At 59.8% G+C, this 16,152-nt stretch carries 18 protein-coding genes; 7 read left to right on the forward strand and 11 right to left on the reverse strand.

Annotated elements, in window-relative coordinates; translation table 11 throughout:
- Positions 1 to 973: acyl-CoA dehydrogenase (locus tag VJ651_RS14745; protein ID WP_324108183.1), on the forward strand; the 973-nt coding region annotated here is incomplete at its 5' end.
- Between the two features lie 90 nt (positions 974 to 1,063).
- Positions 1,064 to 1,336, forward strand: coding sequence for a SemiSWEET transporter (locus VJ651_RS14750; protein ID WP_324108184.1), 273 nt, complete (start codon positions 1,064 to 1,066; stop codon positions 1,334 to 1,336).
- Between the two features lie 21 nt (positions 1,337 to 1,357).
- On the opposite strand, the gene VJ651_RS14755 is transcribed toward VJ651_RS14750, so the two are convergent.
- From VJ651_RS14755 to VJ651_RS14800, 10 genes are all read right to left on the reverse strand, one after another.
- Entirely contained in the window at positions 1,358 to 2,416 is a 1,059-nt protein-coding gene (locus VJ651_RS14755) for an SGNH/GDSL hydrolase family protein (RefSeq protein WP_324108185.1), read from the reverse strand.
- 213 nt (positions 2,417 to 2,629) lie between these two features.
- On the reverse strand, positions 2,630 to 3,667 hold the full coding sequence (locus VJ651_RS14760) for an L-threonylcarbamoyladenylate synthase (RefSeq protein WP_324108186.1): 1,038 nt from the start codon (positions 3,665 to 3,667) through the stop codon (positions 2,630 to 2,632).
- 19 nt (positions 3,668 to 3,686) lie between these two features.
- Positions 3,687 to 4,880, reverse strand: a complete 1,194-nt coding sequence (locus VJ651_RS14765; protein ID WP_324108187.1) for a 5-(carboxyamino)imidazole ribonucleotide synthase — start codon at positions 4,878 to 4,880, stop codon at positions 3,687 to 3,689.
- On the reverse strand, positions 4,877 to 5,389 hold the full coding sequence (gene purE, locus VJ651_RS14770; RefSeq protein ID WP_136419760.1) for a 5-(carboxyamino)imidazole ribonucleotide mutase: 513 nt from the start codon (positions 5,387 to 5,389) through the stop codon (positions 4,877 to 4,879). The genes VJ651_RS14765 and purE overlap by 4 nt, the downstream gene beginning before the upstream one ends.
- A gap of 1 nt (position 5,390) precedes the next feature.
- Positions 5,391 to 6,287 carry a phosphoribosylaminoimidazolesuccinocarboxamide synthase gene (locus VJ651_RS14775; RefSeq protein WP_324108188.1) on the reverse strand — a complete coding sequence of 299 codons (897 nt, stop codon included), beginning with the start codon at positions 6,285 to 6,287 and terminating at the stop codon, positions 5,391 to 5,393.
- 196 nt (positions 6,288 to 6,483) lie between these two features.
- Positions 6,484 to 7,548, reverse strand: a complete 1,065-nt coding sequence (gene fba, locus VJ651_RS14780; protein WP_324108189.1) for a class II fructose-bisphosphate aldolase — start codon at positions 7,546 to 7,548, stop codon at positions 6,484 to 6,486.
- Positions 7,549 to 7,571: 23 nt separating this feature from the next.
- Complete coding sequence (pyk, locus tag VJ651_RS14785; RefSeq protein WP_324108190.1) at positions 7,572 to 9,005, reverse strand: pyruvate kinase; 1,434 nt, start codon at positions 9,003 to 9,005, stop codon at positions 7,572 to 7,574.
- Between the two features lie 43 nt (positions 9,006 to 9,048).
- The gene (locus tag VJ651_RS14790) at positions 9,049 to 10,239 is read right to left on the reverse strand and encodes a phosphoglycerate kinase (protein ID WP_324108191.1); all 1,191 of its coding nucleotides are present in this window, start codon (positions 10,237 to 10,239) and stop codon (positions 9,049 to 9,051) included.
- 78 nt (positions 10,240 to 10,317) lie between these two features.
- On the reverse strand, positions 10,318 to 10,641 hold the full coding sequence (locus VJ651_RS14795; RefSeq protein ID WP_136419765.1) for an AzlD domain-containing protein: 324 nt from the start codon (positions 10,639 to 10,641) through the stop codon (positions 10,318 to 10,320).
- On the reverse strand, positions 10,638 to 11,366 hold the full coding sequence (locus VJ651_RS14800) for an AzlC family ABC transporter permease (RefSeq protein ID WP_324108192.1): 729 nt from the start codon (positions 11,364 to 11,366) through the stop codon (positions 10,638 to 10,640). The genes VJ651_RS14795 and VJ651_RS14800 overlap by 4 nt, the downstream gene beginning before the upstream one ends.
- 337 nt (positions 11,367 to 11,703) lie before the next feature.
- On the opposite strand from VJ651_RS14800, the gene VJ651_RS14805 reads away from it, so the two are divergent.
- The 5 genes from VJ651_RS14805 to VJ651_RS14825 all read left to right on the forward strand — a co-directional run bounded on the left by VJ651_RS14805 (position 11,704) and on the right by VJ651_RS14825 (position 15,238).
- The gene (locus VJ651_RS14805) at positions 11,704 to 12,624 is read left to right on the forward strand and encodes a branched-chain amino acid transaminase (protein WP_324108193.1); all 921 of its coding nucleotides are present in this window, start codon (positions 11,704 to 11,706) and stop codon (positions 12,622 to 12,624) included.
- 19 nt (positions 12,625 to 12,643) lie between these two features.
- A complete protein-coding gene (locus VJ651_RS14810) occupies positions 12,644 to 12,844 on the forward strand; it encodes a zinc-finger domain-containing protein (RefSeq protein WP_136419768.1) in 201 nt (66 codons plus the stop codon).
- 369 nt (positions 12,845 to 13,213) lie between these two features.
- Positions 13,214 to 13,645, forward strand: a complete 432-nt coding sequence (locus tag VJ651_RS14815) for a nuclear transport factor 2 family protein (RefSeq protein WP_324108194.1) — start codon at positions 13,214 to 13,216, stop codon at positions 13,643 to 13,645.
- Between the two features lie 39 nt (positions 13,646 to 13,684).
- The gene (locus VJ651_RS14820; protein ID WP_324108195.1) at positions 13,685 to 14,638 is read left to right on the forward strand and encodes a YheT family hydrolase; all 954 of its coding nucleotides are present in this window, start codon (positions 13,685 to 13,687) and stop codon (positions 14,636 to 14,638) included.
- The gene (locus tag VJ651_RS14825; protein ID WP_324108196.1) at positions 14,639 to 15,238 is read left to right on the forward strand and encodes a DUF2946 family protein; all 600 of its coding nucleotides are present in this window, start codon (positions 14,639 to 14,641) and stop codon (positions 15,236 to 15,238) included.
- 11 nt (positions 15,239 to 15,249) lie between these two features.
- Here the strand turns inward: VJ651_RS14825 and VJ651_RS14830 are convergent.
- A partial coding sequence (locus tag VJ651_RS14830; RefSeq protein WP_324108197.1) for a M48 family metalloprotease occupies positions 15,250 to 16,152 on the reverse strand: 903 nt, incomplete at its 5' end.

Below are 16,152 nucleotides of genomic sequence, written 5' to 3' on the forward strand. Positions count from 1 at the left end.
GGAACAATACGGCGGCCCCGGCCTGAACTACGTCAGCTACGGCCTGATCGCGCGCGAAGTCGAACGCGTCGATTCCGGCTACCGCTCGATGATGAGCGTGCAATCCTCGCTGGTCATGGTGCCGATCTTCGAATTCGGCAATGAAGCCACCAAACAGAAATACCTGCCGAAGCTGGCCACCGGCGAATGGATCGGCTGCTTCGGCCTGACCGAGCCGAACCATGGTTCCGATCCAGGTTCGATGGTCACCCGCGCGAAGAAAGTGGCGGGCGGTTACAGCCTGTCCGGCAGCAAGATGTGGATTTCCAATTCGCCGATTGCCGACGTGTTCGTGGTGTGGGCGAAAGACGATGAAGGGGTGATCCGCGGCTTCGTGCTGGAAAAAGGCTGGAAGGGCTTATCCGCGCCGGCCATCCACGGCAAGGTCGGCCTGCGCGCCTCGATTACCGGCGAGATCGTGCTGGATGAAGTGTTCTGCCCGGAAGAGAATGCCTTCCCCGAAGTGCGCGGCCTGAAGGGTCCGTTCACCTGCCTGAACTCGGCGCGTTACGGCATTGCCTGGGGTGCGCTGGGCGCGGCGGAAGATTGCTGGTTCCGTGCCCGCCAGTATGTGCTGGACCGCAAGCAGTTCGGCAAGCCCCTGGCGGCCAACCAGCTGATCCAGAAAAAGCTGGCCGACATGCAGACCGAAATCACGCTCGGCCTGCAAGGCTGCCTGCGTTTGGGCCGCATGAAGGATGAAGGCACCGCCGCAGTGGAAATCACCTCGATCATGAAGCGCAATTCCTGCGGCAAGTCACTGGACGTGGCGCGCATGGCGCGCGACATGATGGGCGGCAACGGCATCTCGGATGAATTCGGCGTGGCACGCCACCTGGTGAACCTGGAAGTGGTCAACACCTATGAGGGCACGCACGACATCCACGCGTTGATCCTGGGACGCGCGCAAACGGGCATCCAGGCATTCCAGTAATCCCTGCGCTGCCGAAAAAAAACCGCATCCGATGCTGTACATCAGATGCGGTCAAAGCTCGATACTCCTCACACGCATCAACACATTCGCATGACTTTTTCACTGTTCCTGCACTTCGATGAACTCGTCGGCGCACTCGCGGCGACATTCACTACCATCGCATTTGTCCCTCAAGCCTGGCTTACCTGGAAGACACGCCGTGCTGATGGCGTGTCGCTGGGCATGTACAGCATTTTCACGACCGGCGTTGCGCTGTGGTTTCTGTACGGCATGCTGATCGGTGCGTGGCCTGTGATCATCGCCAATCTGCTCACGCTGGCATTGGCGCTTTTCATCCTGACAATGAAACTCCGCTTCGGATGATGGCGCCAATACCGTAATGGTTTACAGCCAGCCCTTTTTGGCCAGCTCCGCAGTGACCAGGTCGGCCAGCACGCGATAGCCATACGGCGTCGGATGCACGCCGTCAGCGAACTCATAGTTGTCGACAGAACCGGCAATCAGATTATTCCGGGTACAGACGAGCGAGGATCCAAGCGGATTCTTTTGCGGCGAGAGATCGCATGCCGGCGCAGTGGTGTTGGTAAAACCGTATTTCGCCGGATTGGCGCTTTCGTCCCGGCTGGCCGTATAGGCGTCGATCGTCAGCACGTCGACACCGGACAGCCCGGCCGACAATTGCGCATTGAACGTCGTGACCATGGTGTTGATCAATGCCTGGGTCTGCGCACTTTCCGCCAGGGCGAATGGCGTCTTGCTCACGTCAGGCAAATTGACGACGGCAACGTATTTCGCTCCCTTGCCGACAATCTGATTCTTGATGTAGCCAGCCAGCTGGGCGCCGGCTGTACCCATTGCGGTCACCGCAGCAGTGGATGCCGCATTCGCGTCGCCGCCAGCGCTTACCGTCGCGCTGAGGGTAGCCAGCTGAATGAATACATCGTTACCGCCAGCCAGCACAAAAACGATCTCCGAGCCGCTGAAGCTTCCACCCTTGCGGGTGAGGTGCGTCTGAATCTGCGTCGCGACCGGCACGGTGAGCTGGCCCAGAACGGCGTTGACACCGCCGAGCAATTTGTTGCCGGGACCGACAGGATCGGTCACGCGGGCGCCGCCCTGTGCGTAAGCCGTGCAGTTGGTGGAATTGGTGACCGGAACCGAGAAGCCTTGTGCGGGGTCGCCATCCAGCCCGGTTTGCGCGGGACAGGGCGCACTCAATCCAAATTTCGGCGCCATCAACTCGATCCAGTTCTTTCCATCCGGACCATTGATGGTGTACTTGCCGCCGCCGAGCTGTGCGACCGTGCCGACGGCATAGGTACCGACATCGCTCAGGCTGTCGCCGAATGACACCAGGGAAGTGAACTGCGGCTTGACGTCGCCGCCACAGGACGCAAGAAATGCCGCGGCCAGCAGCGCCGCTGCGAATTTGGATTGACGCATTGTATCTCCTCTGATTATTCGTATTTATTCGAGGAATGAAAAACGAACGAGCGTTCCATTCTCGATCGCCTAGTATGGCATTGAAGCTCGCGCCCTGACTAGGTCAATGCGGTGCAAATATTTAGAGCCCGGACTCTAAGCTTCCCGCAGGGAAATAAATGAAATGAGTGAAGGCAGTGGCTGCCTGGTCAAGCGATGCGCCAGAAGCGGCAACTACCGCGCTTCATCCAGCAAGCGCGCAAGAATGCCGGACGAGTCATGCGCTGCCCTGCGCAAACGGTCGTTTACGCCCTGCCACCGTTCGTCAATGGGAGGCGATTCGACGAGAATAATGTCCGCTCCCGCCTCGTCCATCATGCGCAAGGCAGCATACAACTCATGGGCGTAACCCTCAGGCGTTGCCGGCAAGCCGAACTGGGCAACTGCGAGCGGCATCGGCGGCATTGTCCGACGCAGCGATGCAACGCGGCGATTGTTGAGGACCAAGCGATCATGAACATGGTTCCACTGCTCCGGCGCTACCAACGCAACCGGTGTGTTCGGCGCGTAATGTGATTCCAGCGTTCCGGAAGCTCTTGGTGCAGCGGCATCGGGCATGCGTGGACGGATTCCGATGATGTCGGCGATATCGGCCGTACTGATGTGTCCGGGACGCAGCAGCACCGGACCATGACTTGCCGTGCGCGACAAGTCGAGAATGCTTGATTCAATGCCGACTTCGCTCTGCCCGCCATCGAGGATGCAGGCGACGGGACTATTCGGTGCGGAGCCGAATTCATCTCGAACGTGATGTGCTGTCGTCGGACTGACGTGGCCGAACCGGTTTGCTGATGGGGCCGCAATACCGCCCTTCCCGCCTTTGAATTCCCGAAGCAACGCCTGCGCCACCGGATGCGATGGACAGCGCAGTCCAATAGATTCCTGGCCACCCGACACCGCGTCAGGAATGTGTGCGGCACGACGAAGAATCAAGGTCAGCGGACCTGGCCAGAAGGCGTCGATAAGCTTGCCCGCTTCAGGCGGGATCGCCTCTGCCCAGTAGCCGATGTCGGCGCCCGGTGCGAGGTGAACGATCACGGGATGATTGGCGGGCCGGCCCTTGGCTGCATAAATCTTGCCAACTGCGGCGGGATTCTCCGCATCCGCGCCCAGGCCATACACCGTCTCGGTTGGAAAGGCGACCAGTTCGCCTTCTTCCAGTTTGCGCGCGGCCAATCGAATGGCATGCATATCCAAGGTCATGTCAGGCATGGCGCGCCATTCTTTTCCATCAGAGAGCGATGCCTAGAATTTCGCAAGCGGCACGCAGGCTTTCCTGCGCCTGCGCGAGTTCGGGCGCGACAAAGGTGACGTGCCCCATCTTGCGCCCGCGCCGCGCATCTTCCTTGCCGTACAGATGCAGGTTGGCGCCAGGAAGTGCGAGCACTTTGTGCCATGCCGGCTCGCGCGCCTTGTCGCTATCGCCTTCAAACCACACATTGCCCAGGATGTTGAGCATCACGGCCGGCGAATGCTGGCGCACATCGCCCAGCGGCAAGCGCGCCATTGCGCGTACCTGTTGCGCGAACTGGCTGGTGATGCAGGCATCAATCGTGTAGTGGCCGCTGTTGTGCGGACGCGGCGCCATCTCGTTGACCACGAGCGATCCATCCTGCAGCACGAAGAATTCGATGCACAGTACACCCACGTAACCGAGCTGCGCAATGATCGTCAGCGCAGCGGCCTGCGCCTTGCCTGCAGCATCCTGGCACACGTTCGGCCCGGGCACCGTGGTCGTGAAAAGAATGCCGTCGCGGTGCACATTCTCGGCAATCGGATAGACAACCGATTGCCCATCCGCGCCGCGTGCGGTCAGTACCGAAATTTCATAGGCCAGCGGCAGCATCCTTTCCAGCACGCAGTCGACGCCGTTCAATGCCGCGAATGCCGCGCGCGCCTCTTCACGCGTTTTGACGCGAATCTGGCCCTTGGCGTCATAACCCATGCGCGCCGTTTTCAGGATGCCGGGGAAAAGCGTCTCGGGGATGATCTCGATGTCATCGGCGCTGGTTATCGCCTTGTAGGGTGCCGGCAGCACGCCCGAAGTCGATGCGCATTCGGTGAAGAAGCGTTTTTCTTCGAGTCGGTTCTGAGCGATCGATACGCATGCCGCAGACGGCGCAACAAAAGTTCGTTCCGCCAGAAACGCCATGCTCTGCGCCGGCACGTTTTCAAATTCAGTCGTCACCGCAACGCATTGCTCTGCCAGTTCCTTGAGCGCCGCCTCATCGGTGTAATCCGCGCACAGCAAATGATCGGCGGCGTGGCCCGCCGGGCAATCGCGGGCCGGTTCCAGCACGGCGACCTTGTAACCCATTTTTTGCGCTGCATGGGCGAACATGCGGCCCAGCTGGCCGCCACCCATCACGCCCAGCCAGGTGGGGGGCGTCGCGGAGGGAACGAAAGGGAATAACTTGTCGCTCATGCCGGTAGTGTCATTGCAAGGGCTGCTTGCGTCTGCTTCGCGCGGAATTCCTGCAGACGCGCCGCCAATTGGTCATCAGTGGTCGCAAGGATCGCGATTGCCGTCAGCGCCGCATTGGCCGCACCCGCCTCGCCGATCGCGAAGGTGGAAACCGGGATGCCCTTAGGCATCTGCACGATCGACAGCAACGAATCTTCGCCGCGCAAATATTTCGATGGGACTGGCACGCCCAGAACCGGGACGATGGTTTTCGCCGCGATCATTCCCGGAAGGTGGGCGGCGCCGCCGGCGCCGGCGATGATGGCGCGCAGGCCGCGCTGCCGTGCCGTTTCCGCGTAGGCGAACATCTGATCCGGCATGCGATGCGCGGAAATCACCTGCGCTTCATGCTCGACGCCGAATTCCTTCAACATTGCGACCGCATGCTGCATCACATCCCAGTCGGAAGACGAACCCATCACCACACCGACCAGCGGTGCAGCGGCTTGATTGGCAGCTTGCTTCGTCATGTCAATCCTTCAGGGTTTCACCGGTCAGGCGCTGCAGCGCCTCGCGGTACTTTGCGCCAGTCTTCTCGATCACATCGGCCGGCAAGGCCGGTGCCGGCGCGGTCTTGTTCCAGTCCTTGAGCGTCTCCAGATAGTCGCGCACGAATTGCTTGTCGAACGACGGCGGCGACATGCCAGGCGCGTAGGAATCGGCGGGCCAGAAGCGCGACGAATCCGCGGTGAGCACTTCATCCATCAGGTGCAGGACGCCGTTCTCGTCCAGCCCGAATTCGAACTTGGTATCGGCAATGATGATCCCGCGCGTGGCCGCGTAATCAGCCGCGGTCTGGTACAGCTTGATGCTGACTTCACGGATCTTCGCAGCAAGTTCCTTGCCGATGCGGTTTTCCATGTCGGCAAAGCTGATGTTTTCGTCGTGCTCGCCCATCTCTGCCTTGGCAGCCGGCGTGAAAATCGGGGTGGCGAGCTTGTCGGCCTGACGCAATCCCTTGGGCAGGGCAATGCCGCAGATCGCACCAGTCGTTTGATAGTCTTTCCAGCCCGAACCGATGATGTAGCCGCGCACAACCGCCTCCACCAGGATCGGCTTCAGGCGCTTGGCGACAACCGCGCGTCCGCGCACCTGCTCCACCTCGCTCGCCTGCACCACGGATTCAGGGGCGATGCCGGTCAGATGGTTGGGGACGATATCGCCCAGCTTCTGGAACCAGAAATTCGACATCTGGTTCAGGACCTTGCCCTTGCCGGGAATGGGTTCGTTCATGACTACGTCGAAAGCGGACAGACGATCGGTCGTCACGATCAGGATCTTGTCGTCGCCGACGGCGTAGTTGTCGCGCACCTTGCCGCGGCCGAGCAGCGGAAGAGACTGGATGGTGGACTGGTAGAGGCTGTTCATAAAGGCTTTCCAAAAAAGCTAAACCGGCGGGTGCCTTACACGCCGCCGGTCGTTTGTTTCCAAGGCCAGGAAGCCGATCAAGATCCGTCGCGAGCGGTCCGAGGTCGAATCGAGAAGCGCAACCGTACAGATGGTACGGCGAGCATCGCAGGTCCGGGCTTGGACTGCGCAGCAGGATATTGGGCGGGTTCCAATTTTACTGCACGATCTGGGCCAACTCACCCTTTTTGTACTTTTCGGCCATCTTTTCCAGCGAAATCGGCTTGATCTTGGCAGCCTGCCCTTCGCAGCCAAAAGCGATGAAGCGCGACTTGCAGATCGCCTTGGCGGCTTCGCGCGCCGGCTTCAGGTATTCGCGCGGATCGAACTTGGACGGGTTCTCCATGAAGAAGCGGCGGATCGCGCCGGTCATTGCCAGGCGGATGTCGGTGTCGATATTAATTTTGCGCACGCCGTGTTTGATGCCCTCCTGGATTTCCTCGACCGGCACGCCGTAGGTCTCTTTCATGTCGCCGCCGAACTGGCGGATCTCGGCCAGCAATTCCTGCGGCACGGAAGAGGAGCCATGCATTACCAGGTGCGTATTCGGAATGCGCGCATGGATTTCCTTGATGCGCTGGATGGCGAGGATGTCGCCGGTCGGCTTGCGCGAGAACTTGTAGGCGCCATGGGACGTACCGATTGCGATGGCGAGTGCGTCGCATTGCGTCAGCTTGACGAAGTCGGCAGCCTGGTTGACGTCGGTCAGCAGCTGTTCGCGGGTCATCGTGCCTTCCGCGCCGTGGCCGTCTTCCTTGTCGCCCTTCATGGTTTCCAGCGAGCCCAGCACGCCCAGTTCCGCCTCGACCGTGACGCCGATCGCATGCGAGAACTCGACCACCTTGCGCGACACTTCGACGTTGTATTCGTAGCTGGCCACCGATTTTCCATCTTCCATCAGCGAACCGTCCATCATCACCGAGGTAAATCCGGATTTGATCGCCGCCATGCAGACTGCCGGCGACTGTCCGTGGTCCTGGTGCATTACGACCGGAATATGCGGGTAGGCTTCGACAGCTGCTTCGATCAGGTGGCGCAGGAAGGCTTCGCCGGCATATTTGCGCGCGCCTGCGGAGGCTTGCATGATCACCGGCGCGCCAACTTCATCGGCAGCCTGCATGATCGCGGTGACCTGCTCCAGGTTGTTGACGTTGAATGCTGGCAGACCGTAGCCGTTTTCAGCAGCGTGGTCGAGCAGTTGACGCATGGATACGAGAGGCATGTTGTTTCTCCAGACAATAAAATTTAATATTCGCCGATCTTCATGATCTTGAGGGCATTCGTGCCACCGACCTGGCCCATGGGTTCGCCCCAGGTGACCACAATCATGTCACCTTTCTGCACCACGCCTTTGGCCAGAAGCAAATCCTGCGCGGCTTTCAAGACGGCTTCGCGATCGGTGGAATGCGCCAGCTCAAAGGGCGTCACATTGCGGTACAAGGCGGCCTTGCGCTGCGTGGCCAAAATCGGCGTGACGGCGAAAATCGGGATGTCGATGTTGTGACGGCTCATCCACAGTGCGGTCGAACCGGATTCGGTCAGCGCGACAATCGCCTTGACACGCAAGTGGTAGGCCGTGAACAGCGCGCCATAGGCAATCGACTGGTCGATGCGGGTGAAGGTGGCGTTCAGGAAGTCGGCGTCGAGCTTCACCACGTCGGATTTTTCCGCCTCGAGGCAGATCGCGGCCATCGCCTCCACGGTTTCAACGGGATACTTGCCGGAAGCCGTCTCAGCCGAGGTCATGACTGCATCGGTGCCGTCCAGCACGGCATTGGCAACGTCCGACACTTCGGCGCGCGTCGGTACCGCATTGACGATCATCGACTCCATCATCTGCGTCGCGGTGATGGTCAGCTTGTTCGATGCGCGCGCCATCTTGATCATGCGCTTCTGCAGTGCCGGTACGGCTGCATTGCCGACTTCCACTGCCAGATCGCCGCGCGCCACCATGATGCCGTCGGACGCATCAAGGATATCCTGCAACAGCGGGATCGCTTCCGCGCGTTCGATCTTGGCGATCATCTGCGGCTTGTGCCTGGTGGCTTCGCCGGCAATGTTCGCGAGCTGCCGCGCCATGATCATGTCGGTCGCATTCTTCGGGAAGGACACGGCAACGTAATCCGCCTGGAAGCTCATCGCGGTCTTGATGTCCTCCATGTCCTTGGCAGTCAGGGCCGGCGCCGACAAACCGCCGCCGAGGCGATTGATGCCCTTGTTGTTCGACAGTTCGCCGCCGATCCGCACCGTGGTATGGATCGCGCTGCCGACGATCTTGTCGACCACCAGCACGATCAGGCCATCGTTGAGCAGCAGTACATCGGCCGGTCTAAGGTCGCGGGGAAGTTCCTTGTAGTCGAGGCCGACCTGCGCCTGGTTGCCCAGCTCGCAATCGGCGTCGAGTACGAACTTGCTGCCGTTTTCAAGGAAGATCTTGCCTTGTTCGAACTTACCGATCCGGATTTTCGGACCCTGCAGATCGGCCATGATCGCCACTTCGCGGCCGCACGCGGCGGCCGCTTGTCGGACCAGGCTGGCGCGTTCAATATGGTCCTGCGCCTTGCCGTGCGAAAAATTCAGGCGCACGATGTTCACCCCGGCCTTGATCATCCGAACGAGGATCTCGGGACCGCTCGAGGCAGGACCAACGGTGGCGACGATTTTGGTGGCTCTGATCATTTGACAGCCCTTGATGGGCGGCGCTCAGCCGCTCCCGACGGTTTTACTTCGCGCGCTGCTGCAGAATATCGACAGCAGGAAGTGTCTTGCCTTCCAGGAATTCGAGGAAGGCACCGCCACCGGTCGAGATGTACCCGATCTTGTCGGCGATGTTGTACTTCGCAATCGCGGCCAGCGTATCGCCGCCGCCTGCAATCGAAAATGCCTTGGAATCGGCAATCGCCATTGCCAGCTTCTTCGTTCCTTCGCCGAACTGGTCGAACTCGAATACGCCCACCGGGCCGTTCCAGACGACCGTGCCGGCCTGCGCGATCTGTTGCGCCAGTTGTTCGGCGGTCTTGGGGCCGATGTCGAGGATCATGTCGTCGTCGACCACGTCCTTCACATCCTTGACGGTCGCGGCCGCGGTCGGCGAAAACTCCTTGGCGCAGACGACATCGACCGGAATGGGTACCGAAGCACCGCGCTTGGCCATCATATCGATGATCGCTTTCGCTTCGCTGACAAGGTCCGCTTCCGCCAGCGATTTACCGATCTTCAGGCCGGACGCCAGCATGAAGGTGTTGGCGATGCCGCCGCCGACGATCAGGTTGTCGACCTTGTCGGCGAGGGTTTTCAGGATCGTGAGCTTGGTCGACACTTTGGACCCGGCGACGATGGCTGCCAGCGGACGTTTCGGCTGGCCGAGCGCCTTGCCCAGGGCATCGAGTTCCGCCGCCAGCAACGGACCGGCGCAGGCGATGGGAGCGAACTTGGCGATGCCATGCGTGGTTGCTTCCGCGCGATGGGCGGTGCCGAACGCGTCGTTGACATAGACGTCGCACAGCTTCGCCATTTTCTGCGCCAGCTCGTCGCTGTTCTTTTTCTCGCCCTTGTTGACACGGCAGTTCTCCAGCAGAACGACCTGGCCGGGTTTGACATCCACGCCATCAACCCAGTTCTGCTTCAGTTCGACCGGCATGCCGAGCAATTCGGAGAGGCGCTTGGCGATCGGCGCGAGCGAATCTTCGGGCTTGAATTCGCCTTCGGTCGGGCGGCCCAGATGGGAAGTCACCATCACGGCGGCACCGGCTTGCACAGCCTGCTGGATGGCGGGCACCGAGGCGCGGATGCGCGTGTCCTCGGTGATATTGCCCGCGTCATCCTGCGGTACGTTGAGATCGGCGCGGATGAAAACGCGTTTGCCCTGGAGTTGGTTGCGTGCGATGAGGTCGCTCAATCGGTTGAATTGCATGGCTGCCAGACAAATATTGAAAGAATGGAAAAACCGCTATTTTACCGCACCGGACAAGCCCGAAAAACGATTTTCCGCTTACAAAATGATGCGGAGCAAGGTGTACAAACCCATCCCTGCAACGATGGTCCCAAGCAAATGCCGCGTCGTCAGAAAAAACAGCGCCGCGCCAAGCCCCGCCATCAACTTCGGATTGGCCCAGGTCAACTGCAAGGTATTGTTGGCAAGCACCAGGTCCGGGGCGACAATCGCGGCCAGCGCGGCTGCAGGTGCATAGCGCAGCGCATGCTGCACCTTCGGCGGCAACTTCACTGCGTGTCCCAGGAAGAAGAACGAGCTTCTCGTCAGAATGGTAGCGACAGTCAGCAAGCCGATCGTCAGCCAGATATCGCTCTCGCTCATGCTTTCTCCTTTTTCTTGTCCAGAGCAGTATCGACAATCATCGCCGCAACCATGCCAAGAATGACCGCGACCAGCAAACCGAGCCGATAGGGCATGGACGCGGCCACAACTGCTGTAATACCCGCCACGACGACACCGACCAGCGCTGCAGCGTTGATGGTCAGCGGGATGGTGACTGCCAGCAAGGCAAGCGTGCCGGCAAATTCGATGCCCCAGCTTTGCGGAATCTGGCTCGCCATCAGGATGCCGAACACCGAGCCGGCCTGCCACGCGCACCAGTTCGGATAACCGATGCCATTGAAGTAGCCCACCTTCCCTTCAGTCTGATGTGCCGTGCCGGCGGAAAAGCGGACCGGGAACAAGGCCATCGTGATGTCGGCATTGAAATACCCGTGCCAGACACGCTTGTACCAGGGCAGATGGGCAAAATGCGGCGCGATCGCTGCTGCAAAAATGACAAAACGCAGATTCACCACGAGGGCGGTCAGGAACACCACCCAGACAGGCGCACTGGCAGCCATCAGCGGCAAGGCCGCCAGCTGCGCCGAACCGGCGAAGACCAGGAAAGTCATCCCGAGTGCCTGCCAGAGGGTCAGGCCGGTTTTGACCATTGCCATGCCGGTCACCATACCCCAGGCGAAGATGCCGGCCATGGTCGGCGCGCATGCCTTGAAGCCTTCGCGAAATGCGCGCTTCTCCATATCAATGGAGGCCGGCTGTGTCATTACTGCTTCTGAATTGCTCATGGTTTGAGAAACAAATCGCCTGCAGAAAGCGCGCGCGGGAATGCAAGGGACGCCTTCATGCTTGAAGATTTGATAATGGTAGTGGTTGCAGGCCGAAACGACATGAAGCGAATTGCCATAGTCAGACACGGATGGTCTGCAAAAATGTGAAGGCCACATTCTACCCATGAATTTTTCAGGCTGCCGGAACCGCCCGTGATTCTGGTGCAGCCTTCGCGTCGCGCAGGAAGGCATTCGAATTCACTTGAGCCCCTCTCTCCTGCGGAAATATCCGGAGTAAAATCGAGGCTTTGCGACAATTTTTGGAGAACACGACATGTCCATGGCCGACCGCGACGGAAAAATCTGGAAAGACGGCGAACTGATCGAATGGCGCGACGCCAAGGTGCACGTGCTGACGCATACCCTGCACTACGGCATGGGTGTATTCGAAGGCGTGCGGGCCTACAAGACGTCAAAGGGCACCGCGATCTTCCGTCTCAAGGAGCACACGCAACGCCTGTTCAACTCGGCCAAGATTTTCCAGATGAAGATCCCGTTCGACATGGAAACCATCGTCGAAGCACAACGCCAAGTCGTGCGCGAAAACAAGCTGGAATCCTGCTACCTGCGACCGCTGGTCTGGATCGGTTCAGAGAAGCTCGGCGTGTCCGCCAAGGGCAACACGATTCACGTTGCGATCGCCGCATGGCCGTGGGGCGCCTACCTGGGTGAAGACGGCATCACCAAAGGCATTCGCGTGAAGACGTCGTCGTTCTCGCGTCACCACGTCAATGTCTCGCTGGTGCGTGCAAAGGCTTGCGGTTACTACATCAACTCCATCCTCGCCAATCAGGAAGCGCTGGCCGACGGCTACGACGAAGCATTGCTGCTCGATACCGACGGCTATGTATCGGAAGGTTCCGGCGAAAACGTTTTCGTCGTCAAGAACGGCAAGATCTATACGCCCGACCTCGCATCCTGCCTCGATGGCATCACGCGCGATTCGGTGCTGACCATGGCGCGCGACCTCGGAATTGAAGTGATCGAAAAACGCATCACGCGCGATGAAGTGTACTGCTGCGATGAAGCCTTCTTTACCGGCACCGCCGCAGAGATCACGCCGATCCGCGAACTCGACAATCGCCAAATCGGCGAAGGCAAGCGCGGCCCGATTACGGAAAAGCTGCAGTCGCTGTTCTTCGATGTGGTCGCCGGCAAGGCGCCGCAATACCAGCACTGGCTCACATTGGTTTAACCCCCTTCTGGAAAATGCCATGAACCAAGCAAAACAAAACATGAGCTACGTCGAACTGGATGGCCACGACCTGCCGGCCTATTGCCCCAACCCGGCAATGCCGATCTGGTCGTCGCATCCGCGCGTGTTCATTGCTCTCGACAATCATCATGAAGGCAAGTGTCCGTACTGCGGTACGGTGTATCGCCTCAAGCCCGGCGCGGTCGTCAAAGGCCATTGACCGGGAATCTCCCGCAGTCTTGTTTCTCTGAAGCCAGGCTGCGGGCGACACCTTCGACGTCAACTTACAGTTCAGTAAAACGCGCTCAGAACAAGGGATCTTCCCGAGCCGCTCTGTTTTCTGCCGCCCACTTCTGGCCCCACCCGCAGTCGATATTTCCCCAAGCTTGCCTGATTTTCCGCAGGCCATCCTTTTCGACCGCATCGGTCGCCCCGACCCTACGGGTTTATCGTTCGGAAAGCCGAACAGCGAATGATCTTGAACATCCTTTGTTCAGGTGGTCCGCACCGTCCGCCGGCGACGCCCGCGGATTAGGCTTTAAAATAATCTTGTTAGCGCATTAAGTCTGCGCATTTCCCGATACCCGCCATGCCAAAAATAAACAAGTTGCTCGAAACCGCGGAAGAGACCGAAGCACTCTTCTATGACGCCATCAGTCGCGCGGACATCGAGGCCGTCATGTCGCTGTGGGCTGACGATGACGAGATCGTCTGCATCCATCCGGGCTCGCCGCGACTGGTTGGACATGCATCGATCCGTTCATCCTGGGAATCCATCTTCGAACAAGGCGGCGTCCATATCCGCCCGGTGCAATCGCATGTGACACAGAACATGATGACGTCGGTGCACAACATCATCGAAGAGGTGCATCGCACCGCAACACGCCAGCAGGATATTCATATCCTTGCGACCAATGTCTACATGAAAACGCCGCAGGGCTGGCGTATCGTGGCGCATCACGCCTCCGTGGTACCCGGAGAGGCGCCGGCGGATGCGAAGGTGTCAGCGCTGCTGCATTGAGCTGGATCGCACCATGAGTCCATGCGTGAAGATTGTCGAATGAAATACCCTGCACCCTCCTGGCTGCCCGGCGGACATCTGCAAACCATTTATCCGGCGACTTGCATTGCGAAGCCGGATGTGGCGTATCGCCGCGAACGCTGGCAGACACCGGACAGCGATTTCATCGATATCGATTTCGTCGATGGCCAGCAAGACCGGCCATTCATCGTGATGTTCCACGGCCTGGAGGGCTCGTCCGACAGTCATTACGCGCGCGCGCTGATGGCGCATGTCTCCACCTTGGGATGGTCGGGAGCGGTACCGCATTTTCGCGGCTGCTCGGGCGAACTGAACCACGCGCCGCGCTTCTACCATTCAGGCGACGCGCAGGAAGTGGACTGGATTATTCGATGCCTCTCGGATAGGTACAAGACGCGCGTCAGCAAATTCTATGCAACCGGCGTTTCGCTCGGCGGCAATGCGCTGCTGCGCTGGCTGGGAGAGTCCCAGCACCAGGCAGAGATCGTCGATGCTGCCTGCGCGATTTCCGCACCGCTTGACCTGGCCGGCGGTGGTGCCGCACTGTCACGCGGCCTGAACATGATCTACACCCGGGTTTTCCTTCAGACCCTGAAACCCAAATGCCTGCAAAAACTCAAGCAGTTTCCATCGCTGTTCGACCGCGAAACCATGCTGCGCACCCGGACTCTGTATGAATTCGACAATATCGTTACAGCGCCATTGCACGGCTATCGGGACACCGACGATTACTGGAACCGCGCCAGCGCCAAGCATGTGCTGTCGGACATCACGGTACCGACACTGGTGTTGAACGCGCAGAATGATCCCTTCCTGCCGCCGCAACATTTGCCAAGTACCGCATCGCCCTGTGTCACACTGGATTACCCCGCGCACGGCGGACATGTCGGCTTCGTCGTCGGAGGTCCTCCCGGTCGCATCAACTGGCTGCCGCAGCGCATGCTGGACTTTCTCGAATGCAAGGGAAGTTAAATGGATGACATCGTCAAACAGGCAATGGCAAAGTGGCCGAATGTGCCGCACTGTTATGGCTGGCTGGCGCTCGATGCGCGCGGCAACTGGCGCATGCGCGACGAGCGCGCGCAAGCACTGAAACTGCCCGGCGACAAGATCGTCAATCCGGCGCTGATCGGCTTTATCAACCGCAATTACATGCACGAGCAAGGTCGCTGGTATTTCCAGAACGGACCGCAACGCGTGTACGTCACGCTTGAAGTCACGCCCTTCGTCGCCCATGTCGATCCGGTGGAAGGATTCGTCCTGCATACGCGCGAACCATTGACGCAGGTGGATGCGGCCTGGATGACCGAAACTGGCCAATTGCTCTTGCAAAGCGGAGAAAAAATCGCCGCCGTGGATGACCGCGATATGGCGCATTGCCTGCAGCAGCTGTATGTCGGGGATACGCAGGTCGGGGACGAACAGTTGCTGACGTGGCTGGTGCAGCCGCACCCATCGGACATCCTGACCCTGGCTTTCAAGGACAAGCGGATACCGGTAAGACGGATCGCCGCGAGCGCCATCGCAAAGCAATTCGGGTTCGTTCCCGAACCGCAGCCCACGGCAAACTGAGGCCGAGGGATTTATCGCTCCTGCTGCCCTTCTTTCATCTCTTCCATCCAGCGCGCCTTGAACTCGCGTTCACGCGCATCGATCACAGCCTGATCGTAAAAGGAGGCGTCCGACGAACGACGCGCAATGCCGAGCTGATCGATCGCGGCCGGCATGCTGCCGGAGAGCGCATACGATTCCGCGAGGGCGATATGCTGCAAGGCCTGCTTGCCTTGCGCCGCATAAGCCTTTGCCAGTTGCTCCTGCACCTTGGGTTCCTGCCGGTACAACTGCGCCTGGTCGCGCAGATAGCCTATCGCGTCATCGAGATGGTCCGCAGCAATCAAGGCATCCGCATACTGCTGCGCGATCCCGCGCGACAATGGGTATTTCGTCCGCGCCGCTTCGGCCTCCTTGAGCGCCTCGGCGGGCTTGTTCGCGGCGAGCTTGATCTCGATCGACAAACCGGTCAGTATCGGGCTCTGCATCCCGCTCGGCGACATGGCGGCATACACATCCTTGAGCAGTTCCTGCGCCTTGGCCGGCGCGCCCTGGCGTAGCGCGACCAGTGCCTGACCATATTTCGCGGCGATGATTTGCATGCGCGCCTTTTGCTGCAATTGCTTCTCGAACGCCACCTCGGCATCCAGCAATCCCTGCGGCGACGGATCCTGCAACACGCGCACGCGCGAGCGAATCAGGTAGAAATCAATGCTGTCGGCGTGTTGCCGGTAAGGCTGATCGCGAATACGCGCCTGGATGTCGGCGATACGCTCGGTCGTCAGCGGGTGCGAGCGCAGATACGCCGGCGCGGCATCGGTGTATGAGCGCGTCGCATTTTGCATGCGCCCGAAGAAAGCAATCATGCCGGAGGTATCGTACTGCGCCTCGCGCAAGATCTGAAGACCGATCCGATCGGCTTCGCGCTCGGCGTC

It is taken from the genome of Noviherbaspirillum sp. (assembly GCF_035254865.1).
Lineage (GTDB): Bacteria > Pseudomonadota > Gammaproteobacteria > Burkholderiales > Burkholderiaceae_D > Noviherbaspirillum.

Bases quoted from the DNA above. Each gene is read 5' to 3' on its own strand.
- VJ651_RS14775 (WP_324108188.1), bottom strand. From the start codon at position 6,287: ATGAACAGCCTCTACCAGTCCACCATCCAGTCTCTTCCGCTGCTCGGC.
- fba (WP_324108189.1), bottom strand. From the start codon at position 7,548: ATGCCTCTCGTATCCATGCGTCAACTGCTCGACCACGCTGCTGAAAAC.
- VJ651_RS14795 (WP_136419765.1), bottom strand. From the start codon at position 10,641: ATGAGCGAGAGCGATATCTGGCTGACGATCGGCTTGCTGACTGTCGCT.
- purE (WP_136419760.1), bottom strand. From the start codon at position 5,389: ATGACGAAGCAAGCTGCCAATCAAGCCGCTGCACCGCTGGTCGGTGTG.
- VJ651_RS14765 (WP_324108187.1), bottom strand. From the start codon at position 4,880: ATGAGCGACAAGTTATTCCCTTTCGTTCCCTCCGCGACGCCCCCCACC.
- VJ651_RS14820 (WP_324108195.1), top strand. From the start codon at position 13,685: ATGAAATACCCTGCACCCTCCTGGCTGCCCGGCGGACATCTGCAAACC.
- VJ651_RS14800 (WP_324108192.1), bottom strand. From the start codon at position 11,366: ATGACACAGCCGGCCTCCATTGATATGGAGAAGCGCGCATTTCGCGAA.
- VJ651_RS14750 (WP_324108184.1), top strand. From the start codon at position 1,064: ATGACTTTTTCACTGTTCCTGCACTTCGATGAACTCGTCGGCGCACTC.
- VJ651_RS14790 (WP_324108191.1), bottom strand. From the start codon at position 10,239: ATGCAATTCAACCGATTGAGCGACCTCATCGCACGCAACCAACTCCAG.
- pyk (WP_324108190.1), bottom strand. From the start codon at position 9,005: ATGATCAGAGCCACCAAAATCGTCGCCACCGTTGGTCCTGCCTCGAGC.
- VJ651_RS14755 (WP_324108185.1), bottom strand. From the start codon at position 2,416: ATGCGTCAATCCAAATTCGCAGCGGCGCTGCTGGCCGCGGCATTTCTT.
- VJ651_RS14810 (WP_136419768.1), top strand. From the start codon at position 12,644: ATGAACCAAGCAAAACAAAACATGAGCTACGTCGAACTGGATGGCCAC.
- VJ651_RS14805 (WP_324108193.1), top strand. From the start codon at position 11,704: ATGTCCATGGCCGACCGCGACGGAAAAATCTGGAAAGACGGCGAACTG.
- VJ651_RS14815 (WP_324108194.1), top strand. From the start codon at position 13,214: ATGCCAAAAATAAACAAGTTGCTCGAAACCGCGGAAGAGACCGAAGCA.
- VJ651_RS14825 (WP_324108196.1), top strand. From the start codon at position 14,639: ATGGATGACATCGTCAAACAGGCAATGGCAAAGTGGCCGAATGTGCCG.
- VJ651_RS14760 (WP_324108186.1), bottom strand. From the start codon at position 3,667: ATGCCTGACATGACCTTGGATATGCATGCCATTCGATTGGCCGCGCGC.